The following is a 22,655-nucleotide window of genomic DNA, read 5'->3' as shown; positions in this document are numbered from 1 at the left end:
GCATCCCAAGTTAAAAAATTTAGATGCTATTGGGTGCTTGTTGTGCTCAAATCGGTTTTCAGTGCACATATTTTTACTTGAGTAAGTTGCCACAGGTGTTGATCCGTCTTGGTTGTATTTTGTATATGTCTAAGATTTGCCCTAAATGCAACGCCGTCCGTCCGAGCGAAACGTCCGCACCTGATTGGCAATGCCCTTCGTGCGGTGTGGCGTATGCCAAGGTGGGTGGAGAGCCACCATTTCGTCGAGAAGCGCCGCGCTCACGGTATGTGGAATCTGCTGCGCAAAGCGACGGAATTCCGTGGCGCAAGTTCTTTGGTGTGCTGCTTGCGGCATGGGCTCTGTATGCGGGATACCAAGCTGCACATAACAAAGCGGGTATTGGTGGGAGTTGGCTGAATAGCGGCGCAAGCCTGTCAGCCCAGCAGGTAGCTGATTTGGCTGCAGCATCTCAGCCGCAGGACGTGTTGTTCTACACGGCAGATTGGTGCCCCTACTGCCGGGCTGCTAAGGGGTGGATGCAGCAGTATGGATTCAAGTATCAAGAGTGCGATATCGACAAACAGGCCGCTTGTGCGCAGCAGCTTAAAAGCCTGGGTAGCACGGGCGTGCCGTACCTGATTGTCAAAGGCCACCACATGAAGGGTGGGTTTGACTCTGACGAGTTTTTGGTTGCGATGCGGCAACCTCAAAATTAGAACGTTTGACGCACCGTCGCACGGCGGTGACAAAGAGAGGGAGAGCGAGAATGAAATGGTCCTGGAAAGGATGGCGGGTTGGCGCGTTGGTGCTGACCTGCCTTGCTGTTGTTGCGCCAGCCGCCGCCCAAGAGACGGTGTGCGCCCGCGTCAAGATCGAGATCAAGCAAGAGTTGACGCTGGAGCGCCAGGCGTTCGACGCCGAGATGAAGATCCACAACACGACAGACACCGGGGTCATTGAAAACATTTCTGTGGTGGTCAAAGTGACAGACGAGGCGGGCACGCCTGTTGCGGTCACGGACGATCCCAACAATCTCTCTGCCAAGTTCTTTTTGCGGCTTGCCAGCAAGCAGAACATCAATGCCGTGGATGGAACCGGGGTGGTCAGCCCCAAGACCACGAGCGTGATCAACTGGTTGCTGATTCCTGCACCGGGTTCTGCCGGTACCAATCCCGCTGGTAAGAAGTACCTGGTGGGCGCGACCCTCAAATACCGTTATGGAGGGGAGGACACGGTCCTCGACGTTTCCCCAGACGTGATTACCGTCAAGCCTTTGCCGCTGCTGACCTTGGACTACTTCTTGACCCAGGATGTGTGGGCGGATGATCCCTTGACACCGGCTGTAGAACCGGTGGTGCCGTTCACCTTGGGCGTGAGGGTGCGCAACAACGGGTTCACTGCGGCCAAGAACCTGAAGATTGATTCGGCCCAGCCCAAGATCATCGAAAACAACCAAGGTCTGCTCATCAACTTCCTGCTCACAGGGAGCTACGTCAACGATGCGCCCGCGCAAAACACGCTGCTGATCGATTTTGGGGACATTGCCGCGCAGACCAGCAAGATGGGCCGCTGGGTGATGGAAACGACCCTTGCCGGCAAGTTCACCGAATTCACCGCCAAGTTCAGCCACGCAGACGAGTTGGGCGGCGCGCTGACATCGCTGGTTCAGGCCACCAACGCGCATTTCTTGATTCGAGATGTTCGCGTCGATTTACCCGGACGCGATCTTGTGCGCGACTTTCTCGCACAGGATGGCGACGTGATCCGCGTGTATGAGTCAGACGGTCCGGACACTGAAGTCACGGATCGAAGCAGTGTCGCGACCTTGGTGCCAAAAGGAGGGCAGGGGGACAAGGCCAACTTCCAGCTGACCATGCCCCCCACGGCGGGTTTCGTTTATGTGAAGCTGCCTGATCCCTACAACGGCGCCAAAGCCTTGGGCAAAATCGCCCGCTCGGATGCCAAGGAGCTGCTGCCAGACAACGTGTGGTTGTCCCAGACGCGCAACGAACAGACCAAGCAATGGGAGTACTGGGTCAACTTCTTTGATGTGAACACGACGGGTGTTTATGACACCGAGTTTGATGCACCGCCACCCGCTGCACGGGCTCCGGTGTTGCAGTTCATCCCTGACAGGGTGGTGCAAGAGGGCAAGCAGGTTTCCTTCCTTGTGGAAGGCAGCAGCCCGGAGGGCAAGCCGATCACCTTGAGCGCAGCGCCTTTGCCCGCAGGGGCCGTGTTTACACGCCAAGCTGCGGACCCTGCCGCGCCAGGGTTGACCCGTGCCGTTTTTGACTGGACTCCCCCGAAGGGATCTGCTGGAACCTATGTGGTGACCTATACGGCCAGTGACGGAACTTTGTCTTCTGCCCGGTCGGCATCGATCAAGGTGGAAGTGGATACTTTGCCTCCTGGTCCCGCAACGCCAACGATTGAGTCCCCCTTGTCGGGCGGCCAGGTGACGAGCCTTACACCGACGCTGTCCGTCAAGACGTCGGCCAATCCGCAAGATCCGACCACCAAGGTGCAGTTTGAGGTGTATTCCGATGAGGCGGAAACACAACTGGTTGCCACTGGCTTGGTGGACAAGACACCTCTGAGCAACGGCAACGGCGGTGGCTTGGTGGTCATGCCAACCACCTGGAAGGTCACGACCACCTTGAACGACAACACTCACTATTGGTGGCGTGCCCGTGGGTTCGATGGCACCCTGTACAGCGCATGGGTGAACGGGCGCTTCTTTGCCAACACGTTCAATGACCCACCGGACAGCTTCAATCTGACCAGCCCTGCGCCCAATGCCGAGGTATCGGTTCTGGCTCCGTTGCTGTCCTGGACCAACAGCAACGATAAGGATGGCGATGCCATCACCTACCAGGTCAGCGTCTATAAAGACGCGGCCTTGACCGAGGTGGCAGCGCAGTCGCCCGATGTAGCTCAGTCGGCATCAGGGAGCAGCAGCTGGCAAGTGCCTGCGCCGCTGACCAACCATGTCAAATACTACTGGCGCGTGACGGCCAAGGATGCCTTGGGCGCGCAAACCACTACGCCTGCTCGTCCGTTGACGGTCAACACAGGCAATGCGGCTCCATCTGCGCCCGTGATCATCAGCCCGGCCGTGGGTGGTGTCAGCACTTCCACGGCCCCCGTGTTGAACATCCAGAACAGCGTGGACCCCGAGGGTGATCTCGTGACCTATGTTTTTGAAGTGGATACGGTCAACACCTTCGATTCGTCGGACAAGAAGAGCTCGGGCCAGATCATCCAGGGCGGCGCGGGTACCAGCTGGACGGCAGCGGATCTTGTCGAGAACAAAAAGTACTGGTGGCGCGTCAAGGCCCAGGATGGAAGGGCAGACTCTGCGTGGACACTGGGTAGTTTCCTCGTCAACGCCGTGAATGACCCCCCTTCAGCCCCAACGGTCAAAAACCCCGGCAACGGGGCGTGGAGCGCCTCTCAGCAGCCCACGCTAGAGGCCAATCCTTCGATTGACCCCGAGGGCGAGGAGCTGAAGTACCAATTCGAGGTTTTCAGGGACGCTGCGCTGACAGCTCGGGTGGCCGAGGGAGTCTCAAATACTGCAGCCTATGTCGTGCCCAGCACCTTGGCCGACAAGACCACCCATTGGTGGCGTGTGAGAGCCGTGGATGCCCATCAGGCGACGAGCGCCTGGAGCGCGCCGAGCGTGCTGTACATCAGCACGGCGCCCTATCAGGACCCGACCATTGCGGTGACTTCGCCGGGTACTCCGATAGTTCCGGAGGTTGTTACGACTCCCGCTGGCACGCGCAAGCAGGTGACGATCCGGTGGGAGGGAACAGACCCCAATATCGAGCCCACGGTTGCGCTTTACTACGGCACCAGCAAGACTGGGTATGCGGGTACCTTGATTGTTGATGGTTTGCGCCAGGCTGCAGGCAAACAAACAGGATCTCATGTTTGGGACGTCACGGGGTTGACCACGGGCACGTACTACATCTATGCCGTTATCTATGACTCCAAAGGCGTCGGCAAGGCCTATGCGCCTGGGGCCGTGGTGGTTCCACCAGCTCAGCAGGCCGGTAGCATCACGGTGACGGCACCGAGTACCTTGCTGACTACCGAGATGGGCGGCAGTGCATCCTTCTCCATCCGGCTGGGTCGGGCACCAACGGCAGAAGTTGTCGTTCCCTTGGCCAGCACCAATGCTCACGCAGGAGTTGTATCTCCAGGGAGCCTAATTTTCACGCCCCAAAATTGGTCTACGAACCAGACCGTCAAGGTTACGGGCAGGAACGATTGCACGCCCAACGGCAGCAAGCAGTACCAGGTGCGTTCGGGGGCCGCCCAGTCAGCGGATCCTAATTACATTGGGTTGTCCGGTCGGGCTGTCAATGTCGTGAATATTGGAGACTTTGACTTCGCCAACTCGACGAACAATCCAAAGCTTCATGTTTGCGGCATTCAGCTCGTCAGTGAACGCAAAGTGGATGCGCGGAACTGGGAGTACGTTCTGAAAGCTGAACTGACGAACACGGGGGCTGATGCCCGCGGTGTGACCGCCACCTTGCGACCTATGCCCCTCAATATCCAAATCGTTGAAGGCAACTTGACGTTTGGTGCGGTTGCCGAAGGGGAGACGGTCAAAACGAATGACACGGTGACGATTCGTTCGAAGTTTGCTATTCCCGGCGATGTTTTCAAAATCGGCATGGGTCTTGGGGCCGGTTTCTGGTTCAAATGGAATGTTGTTGTTCAGCCATGATTGAAGATAATAAAAGTGTGCCTATTGGCAGATGGGCGGAGGGCGAGAAAGGCTTCACTCTTCTCGAACTGTTGGTCGTGATCGTGATCATCGGCCTGCTGGCCGCGTATGTGGGGCCTAGGTACTTTTCGCAATTGGGGCGATCAGAGCGAAATACGGCCAAAGCGCAAATCGATGGTCTGGCCAAGGCGTTGGATACCTTTCGGTTGGACACAGGCCACCATCCCACAACGGAACAGGGGCTGAATGCCCTGGTGCTGCAACCCAACGATGAGCCCAAGTGGCGTGGGCCCTATCTGCAAAAGGCCGTTCCTCAGGATCCCTGGGGACATCAATACGTCTACAGATCACCGGGCCAATCGTGGGACTTTGATTTGTTCTCCACGGGCAAAGATGGCCAGGTAGGGGGTGATGGCGATGCCGAGGACATCTCATTTCGTTGAGTACGGCGGCTTGTGCAAAAAATGAGGGAAAGTGCGGTCCCCGTGGGCTCGCCAAATCAAACGGAGTCGTCTCAGCGACTTCGCGGTGAGACCACGTCAACATCCCAGCCTGGAGCTTTAGGTGGGCATGTACGCCTGCGCGTGAAGAATTCACGGGGATCTGTCGAGCACTTAGAGTTTGGCAATATGACTGTTCCCATGGCGGTGCGTCGTGCCGTGTCAAGAGGGTTTACCGTTCTCTCTATCGAGGGTGAATCGGTGAGCGCAGGGAGCGCTGTCGAGAACGAACGCCTTCCGAAAGGTCACTTTCCGCTGGTGCTGTTCAGCCAGGAGCTGCTGGCCCTGCTTGAAGCGGGACTCAATCTCACTGAAGCACTTGATACGCTGGTAGCCAAAGAGCGCGGCTCGGGACCACGCACGATCTTGAACAAGATCCTTGGTGCATTGCGTGAAGGGAAGAGTTTCTCGGACGTGCTTTCATCCATGCCAGAGAACTTCCCGCCAGTGTACGTCGCGACTGTCAAGGCATCGGAGCGCACAGGGGACATGCCCCAGTCCCTGGCACGGTACATCGCGTATCAAATTCAGTTTGAGGGCATCCGAAAGAAGCTGGTTTCCGCGTCCATCTATCCGGCCATGCTTCTTGTTGTCGGTGGCTTTGTGACCCTGTTTCTGTTGGGCTATGTCGTGCCCAGATTTGCGTCGGTCTATGAAACCTCAGGGCGTCAGATACCGCTTCTCTCTGCAATGCTGCTGGACTTCGGTCGATTCATCCATCGCAACTGGCAGTGGGCGCTCTGTGGTTTCGCTCTATGTTTGTCATTCGCCGGCTGGACTGTAAGTACTTCGCAAGGACGCACTTGGCTGCTATCAAAAGTACTTCGTTTTCCTGGTATTGCACGCAGAGCGGATGAGTTCCGATTAGGGCGCTTTTATCGTGCGTTGGGGCTGCTACTGGAATCAGGCGTGGCATTGCCTCGCGCAATGGCAATGGTGGGTGGGTTGCTTAGTCAGGAACAAAAGGGCCGGTTAATTCAGTGCCAGCTAGCTGTTGAGAATGGTCAAAGTTTTTCCAACGCCTTGGCATCCAACTCCCTTTCTACTCCGGTCGCTGATTCATTGTTGAAGGTTGGTGAGCGCTCGGGACAAATGGCAGAGATGTTGGAGCGGACGGCAAGATTCGTGGATGATGATTTTACTCGCTGGGTTGACTGGGCGTCCAAACTCCTTGAGCCGATTTTGATGCTCCTTATTGGGCTGATCATAGGCTCAGTGGTCGTTTTGATGTATATGCCGATATTTGAGTTGGCTGGGAGCTTGCAGTGATCAATGATGCTAATTTGGCCCGCATATCGGAACAGTTGATTCGCGATGCCAAAGACCTTTGTTCTCGGTCAGGGCATACGGTGTGCAGTGCCTTGCAGCATCTGAATGGCTGGTCCTCTTCTCAGTTGATGGCAGCCCTTGGCGAGAGTTTTGGGTATCCGGTGCTGGATATGCCAAATCTGCAAAAAACGAAACCGAATTTTCAAACCATTTCATTTTCAGAAAGCGCACAACAAAACCTGATTCTGACCGCTTTCGAAGAAAAACCGGCAATTCTTGTATTGCCCGATCCATTCGATGCCGATGCGGAAGAGTGGGCCCTGAGACGCTGTGCGCAAGCCGGCATGCACCCACAGATTCATCTAGCCTACGAAGATGACATCAGTGCATTTTTAGCGCAGCACGAGCGTGAGTTGCATGCAATGGATGGCTTTGAATCCTCTGAATCTCTGGCCAAAGATGAGGACATCTCTGCAGTAATTTCCCTGGCTTCGATCAATGAGGAAAATAGCGCTGTTGTAAAGTTGGTTAATTCAACGATCTATGACGCGCTGAAAATGCAAGCCAGCGATATCCATCTGGAATGCGATGCTGGTAGCCTGCATATCCTCTATCGCATTGACGGTGTTCTTGTTCCCATTACGCAGATAAACGGCGTGGAAATGACCGAGCAGGTGATTTCGCGCATCAAGGTGATGTCGGAGCTTGATATTGCCGAGCGGCGTATTCCTCAAGATGGCCGTTTCAAGGTGCGCGTGAATGGCCGGGAGATCGATTTTCGTGTTTCAATCATGCCGAACATTTTTGGTGAGGACGCAGTTTTGCGGCTCTTGGATCGGCAGTCTCTCACTGAAGAAGCGCGATCTCTCCGTTTGGACCATTTGGGTCTTGACGAGATTGCGATGCCGGCAATTCGCAGGCTTGCAGCAAAACCTCATGGCATGTTGCTCGTTACTGGACCTACAGGATCCGGGAAGACAACGACCTTATATGCCGCGATCACCGAGATACATACTGGGCGTTCAAAAATAATTACGATCGAAGATCCTGTTGAATACCGGCTTCCACGGGTATTGCAGATTCCTGTCAACGAGAAAAAAGGCCTCACTTTCGCGCGAGGATTACGGTCCATCCTGCGCCACGATCCTGACAAGATCATGGTGGGTGAAATTCGTGATGACGAAACTGCACAGATTGCGGTGCAGGCGGCGTTGACCGGCCATTTGGTCTTTACGACTGTCCATGCGAACAACGTTTTCGATGTACTTGGCCGATTCCTTCACATGGGAGTTGATGCCTACAGCTTTGCGGCGGCGTTGAATGGAATCGTTGCGCAACGATTGCTGCGCCAAAACTGTTCTTACTGCGCTGTCACAGTTTCACCAAATCCAGAAGAGTTAGCAGCTCTGGAGCTTTCCGACGCAAGGGTACAAGGATGGGTCTTTAAAAAAGGAATGGGCTGCGGTCACTGCCGCGGTGTCGGATACAAAGGGCGCAAGGCAATAGCGGAAGTTTTGATTCTCGATGATTTGCTTCGGGAAATGATTGTCCAAAGGGCTCCCATCTCTACGTTGAAAGAGCGGGCCATTCATTGTGGCCTGCAACCTATTCGGGAGTCTGCCTTGAATTGGGTCGCCAGGGGCGAGACGACGCTGGAAGAGGTGATCCGTGTTACAGGATAAGGCGCCTACATCCAGGCAAGTGAAGGCGAGCCAGTCCCTGTTTGTCATTCTGAAGAACAATGATGTTGAGCTTGGGTATTTGAGTCAAGCGGGTGGAAGCAATACATGGACTTCCATCGCACAATCGGCAATACCCGTCAGCGGTGACAGGCAAGGCCTTTCAGACTTGGACGACGCACTCGAGAAAATGCTTTTTCAGGATGAGGGGGCAAATAAAAGGTGGAGCGATATCCACGTCATCGCCTCGGAGCGCTGGCTTCAGTCGCTGTCAGTTCCTTGGTCTCAGGCATTGCTACGAATCGAGACGGAACAAGCATTTCTTCGGGATCAATTTCTTGCAAGCGGTGTAATGCTTGCATCTGCAGACGTACTTCAAATTGGAGATGGGCCCGAGGGACAACCCAGACTCGCGGTTCTTTATCCAGACCAATTAATTCAGACGTTGCGCAAATGGTCTTCCCAACTGGGTGGCGCCTTGATTTCAGTTCAGCCACTCTATCTCGCTGGATGGGCGCTTTTGCGGCAGTCTGCGACGAGGAAACTGTCACGAGAAAATTCTTCCCGGCCTCCATGGCGGATGCTGGCGCTTTCAGACAAGGACTCCGTAACCCTTGTTTATGGGCCCATTGGTGTTTCTGCAGAGCATGGAATTATTGAGGGTATTAGCCATCGATATGCTGACTTAGTCTCTGACGAACTCGGTGGCGTGCAGATGGCTTGGCGGAGATTTGCTTTGAGAAATCCTCATTTCAAAGCTTTGGAAGAAATACCTGTATTTAATGTCTCAAGTGGCAGCCTTGCTTTTGTGAGCCAGGATGACACTCAGAGACCAGGCAGTGCATTATTGAAGATGGGCATTGGAGATTTAGTTCAAGCTGCCAGCGTGATGACAGGACATCCGTTGAGGCTTGAGAATACCGCCCCAGGATGGAAGTCGTGGCATTGGTTGATTCTATTGACTCTGCTGCTCACGGTATTTTTTCTTGCAATTCGTATCGGTTTCAGTGCCAGCGAGCATCGCAATCTTGCCTCAAAAATATCAGAAATCCAACGAATTACATCCAGTTTGCAGGTGGTGAAAAAATGGAGCAAAGAGGAAGTCAATAAATTTCAGTCCATTAATAGAGCCGTGCGTGATCTGAACGTACCTGTCGATGCACTTTTGGAAGCATTAATTCCGCCGAAGGATATCAAGGTAGCCGTTCTGGGGATGGAGACCGTTGGAAAGACTCTGAGCGCTTCATCAAAAACATCCAGTATCAAGCTCACGGGGCAGGCATGCAGCACGGCGGATATGGCCCGTTACGTTGCTTTTGTCTCTGATCGAAAGCCTTTCACTGGAGCTTCTCTGCTCCGGCATGAATTTTCTGAAAAACTAGGACGTTGTCCGTATAAATTTACGGTGGAGGCTAAATGGTCCGATTGACCGATCAGAACCTAAGCTCGCAACCGTACTACTACGCACTTATCCTTGTTTGGAAAATTCGTCGCGTGATTTCGTATCGTACGAGAAAACACGGAGTTTGGCTTTGGTTTTCTATTGTTCTTGTGGTCATGGCTATTTTAGGGGGGAGCGCCGCCTATTTCCAAGAGCATGCACTGCAGGAACTGAGAAGTTCTTTGGCTTCATCAAAAAAACTGCAAGATGCAGCCGGCGCCAACCAACGTACCCCGCCCAGCAATGAGTTGAATATCAAGGCGTTCGAAACCTTACTTTTGCCGCATGAAGACATCCCAGATCTTGTGAGAAGTGTATTGCAAATTGCAGAGGATGAAGGTTTAACGATAGAGCGTGGGGATTATCAATCTGAGATGGATCAGCAGGGGCGATTTTCCCGCTATAAGATGAATTTGCCAGTGAAAGGCCCATCGAACTCCATCTACCGCTTCATGCGTAAAACCCTGGTGACTCATGGAAATATTACGCTGGATGGTCTGCAGTTCAAGCGTGAAGGCGTCGGCTCGGAAGTAATTGAAGCGAAGATCCAGTGGATCGTTTTAACAAAACCCCCATTTCGCGAGGATGGAAAATCATCCTCTGATTTGCGAGGGGCGTCTAAGTGAAAGTAAATTTGAAGAGAGGTATTCTATTTGGTCTGCTGGCTGCGACATTGATTGCAGCGTTGCTTGCACCCAAGCAGGAGGATACATCTCTTGTATTGCCTGCCGTTCGGACGAAGACAGAGGCACCTGGTCGTGAAGTCATTACTGAAAATGGAAATCGACGAAGCGATGATAAGCAGTTGGTCGTCTTGCAGATAAAACCTAGAGGTGAGAGTGCCGCTGATGGAGAACTAAGTGCCAGCTTGTTTGAAAAGGTATCCTGGGGTGACAAAGAGAAAAAGATAACCTCATCTACCGAAGCCCAGATTCCCATAGTTCCTCCGTTGCCTGCGCCTCCAGTCCAAGCGCCGCCGTTACCTTTTCAGGTTATAGGTCAGTACAAGGAAGGAGGGCGTAGCGGAGTGTTTCTGCAGCATATGAATAATAATTACGTGATATATGCTGGAGATACCATTTTTGAAGACTACAAAGTAGAATCGATTGATGAGTCTTCAGTGAAATTCCGCTTTTTACCCCTTGACCAGATTCAGCAACTTCCGGTTGGTAGCGTTTCTAATTGATTTTGGTATTGTTTCATGTTTTTTTGTGTAGAAAAATTCAAATCTTCCCTCCCTGGTAAGTCTTATTCCATTTTTTTCAAGGCTTCGGGGTTATTGCTGGTCATCGCGATGCTGGTTGGATGTGCTGGGAGGCAAGCTTTTCGAGACGGCAACGATCTTTTGGCTGAAGGGAAGGTGGATCAAGGTTTGGCGAAGCTGGAAGAGGCCGTAAGCCTTGAGCCTAAGAATGCCGAATATCGCATTGCACTTGCTACTAGCCGAGCTTCTGCCATCAACAAACTAAATAGCTCAGCGGAGGCGGCGCGACGGCAAGGGCGTATCACGGACGCCGAGCGTGCTTATCGCCAGGTCCAAACGATGGATCCTGAACATGCAATGGCCCGTCAAGGGCTGCAGGCGCTCGTAGTGGAGAGGCGCCATCGCCTGCAAATAGCTGAAGCTGAAGCGCTTTTCAAGAAGGGAAAAGTAGCTGACTTGAATACTGCATTGGAAAAAATTCGACCAATTGTTTCTGAGAATCCCAATCAAAGGGATGCACTGAATCTCAAGGCAAGAGTTGAAGATTCGCTTGTCAAGCAGTTGCGCCCTGAAAACAAGCTCGCGGCGACGTTTAAAAAGCCAATTTCAATGGAGTTCAGGGACGCTCCTCTAAAATCCATATTAGAGGTTGTTTCGAAAGTTTCTGGATTGAATTTTTTCTATGATCGTGATATCAGGCCGGATATCAAAGCAACGATTTTTGCTAAGAAAACTTCGATTGAAGATGTAATGCGCGTACTTCTGGTTACCAACCAGTTAGAGCAAAAAATCCTCAATGAAAACTCGCTCCTCATTTATCCAAGCACTCCGCAGAAAATCAAGGAATACCAGACTCTTGCTGTCAGAAGCTTTTATCTGACAAACGCTGATGTCAAAGCAGTTTCAAACTCGATTAAGACAATTGTAAAGACTAAAGACCTAGTGATTGATGAAAGACTGGGTATCATTATCATGCGTGATACCCCTGAGGCCATCCGGATGGCAGAGAGAATCGTGGCGCTGCAAGATCTAAGTGACCCAGAGGTCATGCTGGAAGTCGAAATTCTGGAAATCAAGCGCACAAAGTTGATGGAGCTTGGAGTTCAATGGCCGAGCCAAGTGACCCTCACGCCGTTGCAAATGGCAAATGCCAAACTCACCGTTCAAGATCTGAAGTATCTGAATTTTGCCGAGGCCACGACCGTAAGTACTGGGAACATCCTTCTCAATGCAAGAAAAGAAGACCAGGATGCCAATATTTTGGCAAACCCCCGGATTCGCGTTAGAAACAAGGAGAAAGCAAAGGTACAGATTGGTGATCGTGTACCTGTCATCACCACGACATCAACATCCACTGGCTTTGTTTCCGAGTCGGTCAGCTATGTGGATGTTGGGCTGAAGCTGGAAGTAGAACCTACGATTTATCTCGATGAGGAGGTGGCGATCAAGGTCAACTTGGAGGTTTCGAACCTGGTGCGAGAAATAGTAAGCAAGTCGGGGACCTTGTCATACCAAATTGGTAGTCGCGGTGCGAATACCGTCCTTAGATTGAAGGATGGAGAGACGCAGATCTTGGCTGGATTGATTAGCGATGAAGATCGCACTACGGCGAACAAAGTCCCCGGCTTGGGAGAAATGCCGGTGGCCGGCCGCCTATTTGGCAGCCACAAGGATGACACACAACGGAGCGAGATTCTCCTGTCGATCACCCCCCGGGTTGTCCGGTCCATTCAGCGACCTGACATGCTGGCGGCTGAATTTGAATCAGGAACAGACATGAACATTGGCGCGTCTGCCCTGAAATTGTCTTCGCCAGAGGATGCGGAGCCTCCCACTGCCGATCCCAAGGATGCCGCTGCTTCTAGGGATGGCACAGTTAAGGGGGGCGCGGCCTCCTTAGTGCCTCCCGCCGCACCGGTTCAAGGGGATAGCAATCCATCTCTTCAACCACCGCCAGGAACCGCGGCGGGTTCTTCTGCCGCCCAGAATCCTGCGGGTGGATCGGTGTCGCTGGCATGGCAAGGGCCATCACAGACGAAGGTTGGAGAGCAGTTCAGCGTCGTCTTGCGGGTCAATAGCCAATTGGCTGTGCGCGGCATGCCGCTTTTGCTGGCCTTCGACCCTCAGCATTTGCAGGTTGCGAGCGTCCAAGAAGGGGACTTCTTCAAGCAAGGAGGTGCACAGACCACTTTCAGTCAGCGTGTTGACGCGGGCCAAGGCAAAATTTTTGTCGCACTGGTGCGGCAAGGGGCAACCCCAGACGCAGCTGCAATCAACGGCACCGGGGCAGCGGTTACGGTGAACTTCAAAGCCATCAAGACTGGAGAGGCCAAATTGCAACTGCTTTCTGCTTCACCGGAACCCTCTCCACCCAATCCGGTAAAGGTGCCCGTGCTGCATTCCGTTCGCATTAATCCTTGATCGATTTTCCGTGATGCTGAAGGCCGTTCGGGGATTCTCGTTCATTGAGCTCATGGTGACGTTGAGCATCATGGCGGTGCTCGCCGTGGTGGCGGTCCCTATGGCGCAGTGGTCATACCAGAGAGACAAGGAGCGTACGCTGAGAGTGTCTCTTGCGGAAATTCGAGAAGCTTTGGACTCCTATAAGCGGGCTTCCGACCAAGGAAGAATTGCGGTCAAAATTGGTGAATCCGGATACCCCAAGAATCTCATTGAATTGGTGGAGGGGGTGGAGGACCAGCGCAGTCCCAACAGGAAGAAAATATACTTTCTGAGGCGAATTCCCGCTGATCCAATGAATTCTGACACTTCCTTGGAGCCGGGGGATTCTTGGGGATTGAGAAGTTACGCTTCTCCTCCTGATGAGCCTGCTGAGGGGGATGATGTTTTCGACGTATACAGCAAGTCAGCGAAAATCGGACTCAACGGGATTCCATACGTTAAATGGTAACAATCAATTCGCAGTCAAAAAGAAGAGGGTTCACGCTCATCGAAATCCTTATCGCAATGTCAATTTTGGCGCTGCTTTTAACGATTGCTCTGCCGCAATATTTCGGTTCAATTTCGAGATCGAAAGATGTAGCACTTCAGGAGAATTTGCGAGTCATGCGGGTGGTGATTGACAAGTATTATGGTGACAAAGGAAAGCATCCATCTTCTTTGGAAGATTTGGTGCAGGAAAAATATCTCCGTTCCATACCCATGGATCCCATAACAGAGTCTGCGAAGACTTGGGTTCTGATTCCCCACCAAGACTCCGAAAATCCCGGTATCGTTGACGTGAAAAGTGGTGCACCAGGCATGAGCAAGGACGGCATGTCGTATGCGTCGATGTGAGAGGAAACTCTTTAGCCACGGTGGCTTCAGCTACATGTGGACGCTTATGCTGATCTTTCTCATGAGCTTGGGTTTGTCCGTTGCGATGGAGGTTGAGTCCACAAACTCAAGACGAGAGAAAGAAAAGGAATTGATTTCCATTGGACGGCAGTTCCGGGGAGCAATCGGGCGCTACTACGAGGCATCGCGAACGGTAGACAGGAAGGTTTATCCAGCAAGCTTTGAAGACTTGCTTGAAGACAAGCGCTTCCCGGGCACAACCCGTCATCTCAGAAGAATTTTCATTGATCCCTTGACAGGGAGTAGTGAATGGGGTGTTTTGAGGATTGACGGCAAGATTGTCGGTATTTATTCATTGTCCGAAATGCAGCCACTCAAAATAGATGGATTTGACCTGAGTGAGAGTGGGTTCAAGAATTCGGAAAAATATTCAGACTGGGTGTTTTCATATCCTCCTGATCTTGTTGTGGTAAGGCCAGATGCCACTCCAAAAAGTGCTTTAGGTAGTGCTCAAAATTTCAAATCTTCCCCTGTGAAGCCATAGTGTTGATATCAAATGAAAATTTCGATTTATCGCCTATTTAAGGGCGCCGCCTTTTTTCTCAGCACCGTGCCTTGGTGTGCCATTTCTTTGGCCCAGATTTCAAGGCCGGGTGATCAGATTCCGGACGCACTGAAGGAAATAAGCCCTGTGAGCGAAGTGTGCCGCCGTGACGCTCCCAAGCAGGGTGAAAAGCCCGTTCCCTCGTCCGGAACCTATGAGGTCGATCTGCAGTGTTCAATTACTGCCGATGCTCTTGCATCGATGAAAATTGCGGGAGATTCGCTTGTCGTGGATCGTAGAGACGCTTCTGACTTCCGGAGCTTTCACATCGAAGGAGCGATGAGCCTTGGGATCACAGATTTAGTTGCCAAACCGTACTGGCGTTCAAAAAAAGTCGTATTGATTGGAAATGGGAGAGCCGAGGCTGAACTCTATCGCGAGTGCGCACGACTCAAGAGCGTTGGGTATCGAAGTGTCCATGTCCTGCGCGGAGGAATGCCTTCTTGGTTAAATAAAAATCTGCCTGTTGTTGGCTATGCCTCCGAGGGGGTTGATTTGATTGAAATTTCTGCCGCTGAACTACTGATTGAAGCACAAAATTCTTACAACATCGTGCTGATTGACAAGTCTGCGATCAAAGAGCGAATTGACATTGGCGCCACCTATGAAATCCCGAATGCGAGTGTGGGGGCCGTCAAGGAGTTTATGGAAAAATATCGCAAGGCCAATCCACGGTCTTTGACGGCTTCAGTTGTGCTTGTATCGAGCATTGCCAATGAAGAAATTGCTCACCTTCGAGGGTTGCTTTCTCCGAATCCTCTGCTGGTCTATAAGGGGAGTTGGGAGGGGGTTGTATCCCAACAAAATGCGAACAAGGCCATGTGGGCAGCATACGCCCGTGGGCCCAAGGTTCCCGGCTGTGGCCTCTGATACGGGAATTTGCGGATGAAAAGGAGGCTTGCACTGCTCGGTTTGGGAACTGCCATAGTTCATGCCTTTCCTACTATGGCCGACGAGAATATGGGTGCAAAGAAGTGGAGTCGAAGGCATATCCGATTTTTCTTGTTGCTCGCCAACCCAACCGAAAGGGCACTAAAAGCACAGGCGATATATTGCTATCTTCCTGCGTCAGTTCCTGACCGGCAAAATTTGATCTCCTCTTCCGTCTCTGTTCCCCATACTGTCATTCCTGATAGCTATGGCCACAATGTGCTGGTCATGGAGTTCTTGGAGTTGCAAGCGTACATGCGGAAAAATGTCACTATTGACGTGATTCTGAACATGGGCACATCGGCGTCCGAACCCAGGATTTCTTCTCAGGAGTGGTTGAAGAGTGAGCCCTTTATCGAGTGCGATGCCAGAGAAATAAGAGATATTGCGGTAGATCTCAAACGGGTAGATCAACTTTCTACTGCCAAGGCATCATTTGAATGGATTAAAGACAATATTCGCGACTCTGGGTATTTGTCTGAGGATCGAGGCGCTTTGGACGCGGTTTTGACGGGACACGGAGATTGCACGGAGTTCGCGTATCTCATGGTAGCTTTGTGCCGAGCCAATGGCATTCCATCCAGAATGGTGGGGGGGCATGTGGTTAGCCGCGACGCTGTTCTCGCCCCATATGACTACCACAATTGGGCTGAAGTTTATATCTCAGGGTATTGGTTAATTGCGGATGTTCAGAAGGGGTTCTGGGCTCCATCTAGTAGTGAATATTTGGTGTTTAGATTTCACTCGAATTCGATTAATAATCGCATAGGAATGAAACATCGTTTTCGCGTCGATGGTGAAGCGCAAGTGGCGTTGATCGGGTAGGATGTACTTTATATTCAAAATATAAAAAGGCCCGGATTTTCCGGGCCTTTTTATTTCTTCGTATTAAGGAATGCTCACCTCAAACTTGGCATGTGCAGTCTGCGTCTCGGTATAGGTTCCGGATTTCAAGGTTGCTTCTACGGCCCACACGTAGGTGCCCGGAATTTCAGGCGCGACTACAAGACTTTGATTGGTAGTCGCAGTTGTTGTTCCATCGGGCCCGAAGAGCTTGGTCCACTTGTAGGTAACGCTATCTACTGGTGCTCCCAGCTTGGTCGTGAATTTTGCGCGCAGGGTGACAGGGGTACCGCTGGACGGGGCTACTGGATCTGCTTCCGCAAAGACCTTGAAGTCAAATTCACTCGGCTGGATGCTGTTCACGCGGAAGTGAACAATATCGGTTTCTATTCGAGAAACATCGTCTATTTCCCAGGTTCCCGTGAGAAGAAAGACGTACTCACCAGGTGTGCTCGGAATAAACGTAGCTGTTGCCAATTCCGCGCCTCCCAATGTTAAGGCGGGCCCGGCCATCTGAGTCCAAGCAAATTTCACTTTTCCAACCGTAGGAGCACCAACTTTTGCCACTCCGTTCAAGAAGACGGCCTTATCGAGCGTGGGATTTTCACTCGACGTGGCTGTGATATCAAAGACAGGCAAAGGAAGTGCTTTGACGACAAGATCGAACGAGTCGGAACTGGCCGTACCATCCGTGCCAACTGCGGTCGACGTGATGGTCCATATTGCATCAACAGCGGTTACAGGGACGACCATCCAGCTGTCGCACTTGGATTGCGCAATGATGACAGCCCCACCAGCAATAGGTTTGCGGGACGTGACTGCATTCGCGCAATCAGCATTTTGGATAGTGGGTGCCTTTGCACGCAGTGCGCCATCCGACTTCGGCGCAATGGTCCACTTATGACTTGTGAGTCCCGGCCCTCTTGTGTCTGCAATTGCCGAAATCGCGAGGCTACTACCTCCAGCAACTTGGACGCTTCCGTCAGGCGTCGCTAGGTTTCCAATCATTTTGTCGCCAACAAGATTAGGGCTACCGCCGCTTCCTCCGCCGCAGGCTAAGAGTGAGCTCACTGCGACTACAAGCAGCAAAGATCGAAATTTACGAATGACCATCTTGATTTCTTAGAAATTTTAAATTTTTGAAAAATGACTTGAGTAAAACTCTTTTATGTCATCTCCTCCCGGTTTCCCTTTGATCGAAAAGGTGGAATTGATTCGTTGTTTGTAATTCTCCTGTTAAAGATATTTGCACGCAGTTTGCAAATAAATTTATTGATCTTGTCTATGCTTCGCTGTCACAGTAGATCTCATCTGGCAAATTGACATTTTTGCACGAAATTTCTTGTTAAGAAGAAAATTTGTACTGATGGAAGATGATATTAATCGCCAAGCCAGCTTGGAGATGCACTGAATAATATTGGGTAATTATAAAAGTCCTCCCTGCGGAAGATCGACTTCATATAAATTGATGTTTTGCAAGTGGGAATTTTTGGGAGTCAGGGGTTTAAGAGATGCCCTCGAGATGGTGCTGGGTGAGCTGGACTGTTGCATCTACTGGTGTACTGATCACTGACTGGTTGTGGTTCGAAACGAATTGGTTGCTAGCGCTCCCGTGACGCGTGCCAGCCTGCCATCGGCGATTCGGGCCTCGTTCCGGGAAGCGTGCGGTAGAGCTCTACCATTTTACTTAGGACGTTTCACATTCGCGCCCTGGCGCTTGCGATTTCGTTCTGGTGAGCTCTGACCGTCTAACCAGGGCTACAAATTGGTCGCTTTGTTGTACTTTCTCTTGCCCTATTGAGCTGTCACGAACTGAACTCGGAGACAGTAATCTGCGAAGCAGTCCATCAGGAGGTTTTAGAGATTTGCTGATCGGAAATCAACAGCCTTTCTCCGCGCTCAGGCCCAGCCTCCAGCAGCAAAAAAACCGTCTCTAGCGATTCCAGTTTTTCGTCAACATAGTCGTGGCCGTCACAGTGGCGCGACTGAACGCCTGAAATTCCATGCGACTACAACCGACCGCGCGTTTCTAAGCTTATCCTCGCACAGAGGAGGCTAGACCGGCCCGCCCAGCCCGAGGATTCTGCCGGCAAGATGCGCCTGCTACCATGCTGCGCTGCAACATAGATCATGGACCTCGACGACCCTTACCACGAACTCGGCTTGGCACCAGGCTCCAGCGAAGCCGAGGTGAAGGTTGCGTGGCGCCGCCTGTCCGCACGCTGGCACCCGGATCGCAACAACAGCCCGCATGCCCTGCGAAAGATTCAGCGTATCAATCGGGCGCTGGAAATGATCCGCAACGCCCGGGCCGAACCAGAGGCTGAAACCGAAGATCCCACCCCCGGTGCGGAACAATCCACCGTCGAGCAAACCATCAGCCTCACGCTCGAGGAGGTGGTGAGCGGTTGCGTCAGGGAAGTTCGAGGCGAGGTGATCGAAGACTGCGCCGAGTGCACCGGCAGTGGCCTGCAACTGCAGGCTACCGAGTGCAGTGAATGCGGTGGCGCCGGCCACATCCGGCAGCGTCTCTGGTTCGCCTGGATCTCGTCCACGGACAAATGCGCAGCCTGCCAGGGACAGGGGAAGACGCGCCACAGCTGCACTGCCTGCGCGGCGAGCGGTAAGGCACCGCCGAGCAAGTACCGCTGCCGGGTGCCGGTCGCGCCTGGCGCGCGCGCTGGCGACCTGCTCGATGTCACCGCCCGAGTGAAAGGCAATCGACGCCAGCACAAGCTGGCGCTGCGCGTGCGCGTGGAGCTGCAGCCGCACGAATTCTTCACGGCTGAAGCCGATGGGACCTTGAAGTGCGAGCTGCCCGTCGATGGGTTTGCATGGATGGCCAATCGCTGGATTGAGGTTCCAACCCTCCGCGGGCTGCAACAGATGAAGCTGCGGCGGGGCCATCTGAACTACCGCATCAAAAACGCGGGCCTGCCGTGGACGAACGAGGCAGAGGCTGGGGACTGCATTGTCACCGTCGTACCGATGTTTCCACAGGAGTTCAGCCAGGAGCAGGAGGCCGTGATTGATCGACTGGTGGTCAGCAACTCCGGGACGGCCGGCACGCCAGCAGGTGATCGCATGGCGGCATGGAGCCGGTTGGTGAACAACTGGCAGGATCGGCGCAGGTGAGATCCTCGACGACCAACAGCGTGGTGGACTGATGGCGGCTCGCTTTGACCAAGATCATCGGTACCGCGCTATTGTTGGCCGCCAAGTTATGTCCGACTTGTTCAGGCTGGAAGCGGCCGGTCTGGGTCACGCCTCCAGCGGCAGCTCTCATGAAGCCTCCCAGGGACGAAGTGCCTCGATCTCGTCCAGCCATGCGGAAAATACAGCCCGTGCCACCTGCGGCAAGCGGGATCGCAAAGCTTGCGCTTGGCTGCGCAACGTACGCACGTCGATGCCAGCCTGCGCCAGTTCGCAGGCATGACCAACGAGCCAGCGCTCAATTTGGAGCGGGTTGGCTTCCAGATGGCATTGCAGCGCCAGCACATTGCGCCCTTTGCTAAAAGCTTGGTTGGCACAGGTTTGTGTCCCCGCCAGCCTCGTTGCCCCGTCGGGAATGCCGAAGTGGTCGCCATGCCAGTGCAGCACCGGCGTTTGGCCCAGCGCCGCCAATGGTGACCCCTCGCCTTTCTGGGTCAGTGTCAGTGGCGCAAAGCCGATTTCCTTCACACCCATGCTGGCAACACTCGCGCCAAGTGCGCGGGCAATCAGCTGCGCACCCAGGCAGATGCCCAGCAGCGGGCGCCCGCTTGCCAGCCACTGTAGAACTACCGCCAGTTCGTCGCGGAGGAAAGGGTAGATGTGGTCATCGAAGGCGCCTATGGGACCACCCAGTACCACCAGCAGATCAGCCGCAGCCATGTCCGCTGCATACAAGTCATCGATGGGGGCATCCAGATAGCGCACCGCATAACCGCGCGCTACCAGCAGGGGCTCGAGCGTGCCCAGGTCTTCAAAATGCAGATGGCGCAGGGCAATGGCGGTTTTCATGGGCGTGGCTCCTTGGTGCTGTGCGCGTCGGGCCAGTAATGGCTATCCGGCATGGAGCGAGCGCCAAAGATGGCTTGGCCAAGGCGCACCACCGTGGCACCTTCCTCGATGGCGATCTCGAAGTCGCCGGACATGCCCATGGACAGCTCCTCCAAGGCGATGCTGGCGGGCGCACTCTGGCGCAACTGGTCGCGCACAGTGCGCAGCAGAATGAAGCACTGGCGCACCCGCTCAGCATCGGAAGAAAACAGCGCGAGCGTCATCAGCCCGCGCACGCGCAGTGCCGGGAAAGCGGGCAGGGCGCGCAGGAACGCCGGAACGTCCTCGGGCGACAGGCCGTACTTGCTGGCCTCGCCCGAGGTGTTGACCTGCACGAACACATCCAGCGCGCGGCCCTCGGCCTGCAGACGGCGCTCCAGCGCCTCGGCCACGCGCAGACTGTCCAGTGCCTGGAACTCGCTGGCGAAGCGTGCCACTAGCCTGGCCTTGTTCGTCTGCAGATGGCCGATGATCGACCAGCGCAGATCGGCCAGGTCCTGCATGGCTTCCCATTTGCCGAAGGCTTCCTGCGCCTTGTTTTCACCCAGCAGGCGGCAACCCGTCGCGTAGGCCAGGCGCAGACTGGGCTCGGGCTTGGTTTTGCTCACCGGCAGCAGTCGCACCCCAGCAGGGTCGCGCCCCGCACGGTGGCAGGCGGCATCCATGCGGGCCCGCACCGCCGCCAGGTTGTGCCGGAAATCTTCGACGGAAGCTGCCTGCGGATAGCGGCCATGCTGGCCGTGGCGGGTCTGGGTGTCCGGTGGCTCAAGCATTGGCCTGGTTCCTTTTCCTCTTGATGATCATGGGCTCGGCGGCCGGTGCCGCGGTGGTTGGGCGCCCGCGGCGCGGTAGCGTGCCATTGAGCACGGCGTGGGCCGCCAGGCCCACCACCAGGCCCCAGAACGCACCACCGATGCCCAGCAGCGTGATATTGGCCGCCGCAGCCAGGAAGGTGATCAGCGACGCTTCGCGCGTCTTCACGTCGGCCAGGGCAGTGGCCAAGCTGCCGCCGATGGTGCCCAGCAGCGCCAGGCCCGCCAGCGTGGTGATGAAGGTTGCCGGGAAAACCATGAAGACGCCCGCCAGCGCCACGCCGAACACGCCCACGAGGATGTAGCACACGCCTGCGGCGATGCCCGCGATCCAGCGTTTGGACGGATCTTCGTGCGCCTCCCGGCCCGTGGCGATGGCGGCCGTGATGGCGGCCACGTTGAAGGCATGCGAACCGAACGGCGCCATCATCAGCGAGCCGAGCCCGGTCAGCGCCACGATGGGATTGGCGCTGGTCTTGAACCCGTCATTGCGCAGCACCAGCATGCCGGGCATGTACTGGCCGGTCAGCGTGATGAGGAACAGCGGCAAGGCCACGCTCAGCAACGCGTTGAGCGAGAACGCCGGCATAGTGAAGACCGGGGCGGCGAGCCTCAACGACAGTCCCGACAGCTCCACCCGGTCCTGCATGAGCAGAAAGAGCAGACCCAGCACCAGGATGCCCACGACGGCATAGCGTGCACTGAGCCGCTTGAGCACCACGTAGGTCGCGATCAGCAAGCCAGCCAGTACCGGATCGATGCCCATGCCGCCGAAAGCCTGGATGCCGAACTGCAGCAGGATGCCCGCGAGCAAGCCTGCGGCCACGCCCGGAGGAATCAGCCGGATCAAGCGCTCGAACCAGCCTGACAGCCCCAGCGCCACAAAGGCCGCGGCGGAGATCAGGTACGCGCCCACCGCTTCGGCATAGGGCGTGGTGGCCAGTGCCGTCACCAGGAACGCCGCCGCCGGTGTGGACCAGGCGGTAATGATCGGCTCGCGAGTCAGCCAGCTCAGGAAGATTCCCGTGGCTCCCACGCCAATCGAAATCGACCACACCCACGATGCCGTCAGCTCCGGGCTCAGGCCTGCCACCCTGGCCGCCTGGAACACGAGAATGAAGGTCCCGCCGTAGTTGACGATGACGGAAATGAGGCCCGCGACGATGGGATGGGCGAGATCGGACCAACGGGAAGAGGAGGAGGGTGAGGGCGGTGGGGACGGCATGTGGGAATCAAGGCTCCTGAAAGTGGCCCCGTTGAGCGGGCCGTAGTGCTGATTTATAGGCTTGAAATGGCATACTGTGCCCTG

At 54.4% G+C, this 22,655-nt stretch carries 19 protein-coding genes; 15 read left to right on the top strand and 4 right to left on the bottom strand.

All coding sequences use genetic code 11. The features are described 5' to 3' along the window. Nucleotides 1-77: 77 nt before the first annotated feature. The 14 genes from IB243_RS23330 (at nucleotide 78) to IB243_RS23265 (ending at nucleotide 16,475) form a co-directional block, all read left to right on the top strand. Nucleotides 78-698 carry a glutaredoxin family protein gene (locus IB243_RS23330; RefSeq protein WP_225585261.1) on the top strand — a complete coding sequence of 207 codons (621 nt, stop codon included), beginning with the start codon at nucleotides 78-80 and terminating at the stop codon, nucleotides 696-698. Between the two features lie 50 nt (nucleotides 699-748). Continuing rightward, nucleotides 749-4,726 carry a hypothetical protein gene (locus IB243_RS23325; protein ID WP_192429579.1) on the top strand — a complete coding sequence of 1,326 codons (3,978 nt, stop codon included), beginning with the start codon at nucleotides 749-751 and terminating at the stop codon, nucleotides 4,724-4,726. Then, on the top strand, nucleotides 4,723-5,169 hold the full coding sequence (gene gspG, locus IB243_RS23320; protein ID WP_192429578.1) for a type II secretion system major pseudopilin GspG: 447 nt from the start codon (nucleotides 4,723-4,725) through the stop codon (nucleotides 5,167-5,169). The genes IB243_RS23325 and gspG overlap by 4 nt, the downstream gene beginning before the upstream one ends. 186 nt (nucleotides 5,170-5,355) lie before the next feature. Further along, on the top strand, nucleotides 5,356-6,495 hold the full coding sequence (locus IB243_RS23315) for a type II secretion system F family protein (protein WP_192429577.1): 1,140 nt from the start codon (nucleotides 5,356-5,358) through the stop codon (nucleotides 6,493-6,495). After that, nucleotides 6,492-8,177 (top strand): GspE/PulE family protein, encoded by a 1,686-nt coding sequence (locus tag IB243_RS23310; protein WP_370540381.1) that lies wholly within the window; start codon nucleotides 6,492-6,494, stop codon nucleotides 8,175-8,177. Before IB243_RS23315 ends, IB243_RS23310 begins: the two co-directional genes overlap by 4 nt. A 19-nt stretch (nucleotides 8,178-8,196) precedes the next feature. Beyond that, the gene (locus tag IB243_RS23305; RefSeq protein WP_192429576.1) at nucleotides 8,197-9,603 is read left to right on the top strand and encodes a hypothetical protein; all 1,407 of its coding nucleotides are present in this window, start codon (nucleotides 8,197-8,199) and stop codon (nucleotides 9,601-9,603) included. Further along, complete coding sequence (locus IB243_RS23300) at nucleotides 9,591-10,241, top strand: hypothetical protein (protein ID WP_225585259.1); 651 nt, start codon at nucleotides 9,591-9,593, stop codon at nucleotides 10,239-10,241. The genes IB243_RS23305 and IB243_RS23300 overlap by 13 nt, the downstream gene beginning before the upstream one ends. After that, on the top strand, nucleotides 10,238-10,801 hold the full coding sequence (locus IB243_RS23295; RefSeq protein WP_192429574.1) for a hypothetical protein: 564 nt from the start codon (nucleotides 10,238-10,240) through the stop codon (nucleotides 10,799-10,801). The genes IB243_RS23300 and IB243_RS23295 overlap by 4 nt, the downstream gene beginning before the upstream one ends. 15 nt (nucleotides 10,802-10,816) lie before the next feature. Then, a complete protein-coding gene (locus tag IB243_RS23290; RefSeq protein ID WP_192429573.1) occupies nucleotides 10,817-13,240 on the top strand; it encodes a cohesin domain-containing protein in 2,424 nt (807 codons plus the stop codon). A gap of 13 nt (nucleotides 13,241-13,253) precedes the next feature. Beyond that, nucleotides 13,254-13,730, top strand: coding sequence for a type II secretion system protein (locus IB243_RS23285; protein WP_192429572.1), 477 nt, complete (start codon nucleotides 13,254-13,256; stop codon nucleotides 13,728-13,730). Next, nucleotides 13,724-14,116 carry a type II secretion system protein gene (locus IB243_RS23280; protein WP_192429571.1) on the top strand — a complete coding sequence of 131 codons (393 nt, stop codon included), beginning with the start codon at nucleotides 13,724-13,726 and terminating at the stop codon, nucleotides 14,114-14,116. The genes IB243_RS23285 and IB243_RS23280 overlap by 7 nt, the downstream gene beginning before the upstream one ends. Before the next feature lie 46 nt (nucleotides 14,117-14,162). Then, the gene (locus IB243_RS23275) at nucleotides 14,163-14,660 is read left to right on the top strand and encodes a type II secretion system protein (protein WP_192429570.1); all 498 of its coding nucleotides are present in this window, start codon (nucleotides 14,163-14,165) and stop codon (nucleotides 14,658-14,660) included. Nucleotides 14,661-14,672: 12 nt separating this feature from the next. Beyond that, the gene (locus IB243_RS23270; protein WP_192429569.1) at nucleotides 14,673-15,590 is read left to right on the top strand and encodes a rhodanese-like domain-containing protein; all 918 of its coding nucleotides are present in this window, start codon (nucleotides 14,673-14,675) and stop codon (nucleotides 15,588-15,590) included. A 75-nt stretch (nucleotides 15,591-15,665) separates the two neighbouring features. Then, nucleotides 15,666-16,475: a transglutaminase family protein gene (locus IB243_RS23265; protein ID WP_192429568.1), complete on the top strand. Its 810-nt coding sequence runs from the start codon at nucleotides 15,666-15,668 to the stop codon at nucleotides 16,473-16,475. A gap of 63 nt (nucleotides 16,476-16,538) precedes the next feature. Here IB243_RS23265 and IB243_RS23260 read toward each other — a convergent pair whose 3' ends face one another. Then, a complete protein-coding gene (locus IB243_RS23260; protein ID WP_192429567.1) occupies nucleotides 16,539-17,606 on the bottom strand; it encodes a hypothetical protein in 1,068 nt (355 codons plus the stop codon). Between the two features lie 1,017 nt (nucleotides 17,607-18,623). Between IB243_RS23260 and IB243_RS23255 the strand changes: the two genes are divergently transcribed. After that, on the top strand, nucleotides 18,624-19,628 hold the full coding sequence (locus IB243_RS23255) for a DnaJ C-terminal domain-containing protein (RefSeq protein ID WP_192429566.1): 1,005 nt from the start codon (nucleotides 18,624-18,626) through the stop codon (nucleotides 19,626-19,628). A 147-nt stretch (nucleotides 19,629-19,775) separates the two neighbouring features. Here the strand turns inward: IB243_RS23255 and IB243_RS23250 are convergent, their stop codons facing one another. From IB243_RS23250 to IB243_RS23240, 3 genes are read right to left on the bottom strand one after another with little or no spacing between them, the layout of a single operon-like run. Further along, on the bottom strand, nucleotides 19,776-20,495 hold the full coding sequence (locus tag IB243_RS23250) for a glutamine amidotransferase (RefSeq protein ID WP_192429565.1): 720 nt from the start codon (nucleotides 20,493-20,495) through the stop codon (nucleotides 19,776-19,778). Then, the gene (locus IB243_RS23245; RefSeq protein ID WP_192429564.1) at nucleotides 20,492-21,307 is read right to left on the bottom strand and encodes a YggS family pyridoxal phosphate-dependent enzyme; all 816 of its coding nucleotides are present in this window, start codon (nucleotides 21,305-21,307) and stop codon (nucleotides 20,492-20,494) included. Before IB243_RS23245 ends, IB243_RS23250 begins: the two co-directional genes overlap by 4 nt. Further along, entirely contained in the window at nucleotides 21,300-22,571 is a 1,272-nt protein-coding gene (locus tag IB243_RS23240; protein WP_192429563.1) for a benzoate/H(+) symporter BenE family transporter, read from the bottom strand. Before IB243_RS23240 ends, IB243_RS23245 begins: the two co-directional genes overlap by 8 nt. Nucleotides 22,572-22,655: the final 84 nt, after the last annotated feature.

Origin of the sequence: Acidovorax sp. ACV01 (assembly GCF_014851495.1) — a bacterium.
GTDB classification, from domain to species: Bacteria; Pseudomonadota; Gammaproteobacteria; order Burkholderiales; family Burkholderiaceae_C; genus Acidovorax; species Acidovorax radicis.
Note: the sequence above shows the minus strand (reverse complement) of the source record. Positions and strands in the feature narration are given on the sequence as shown.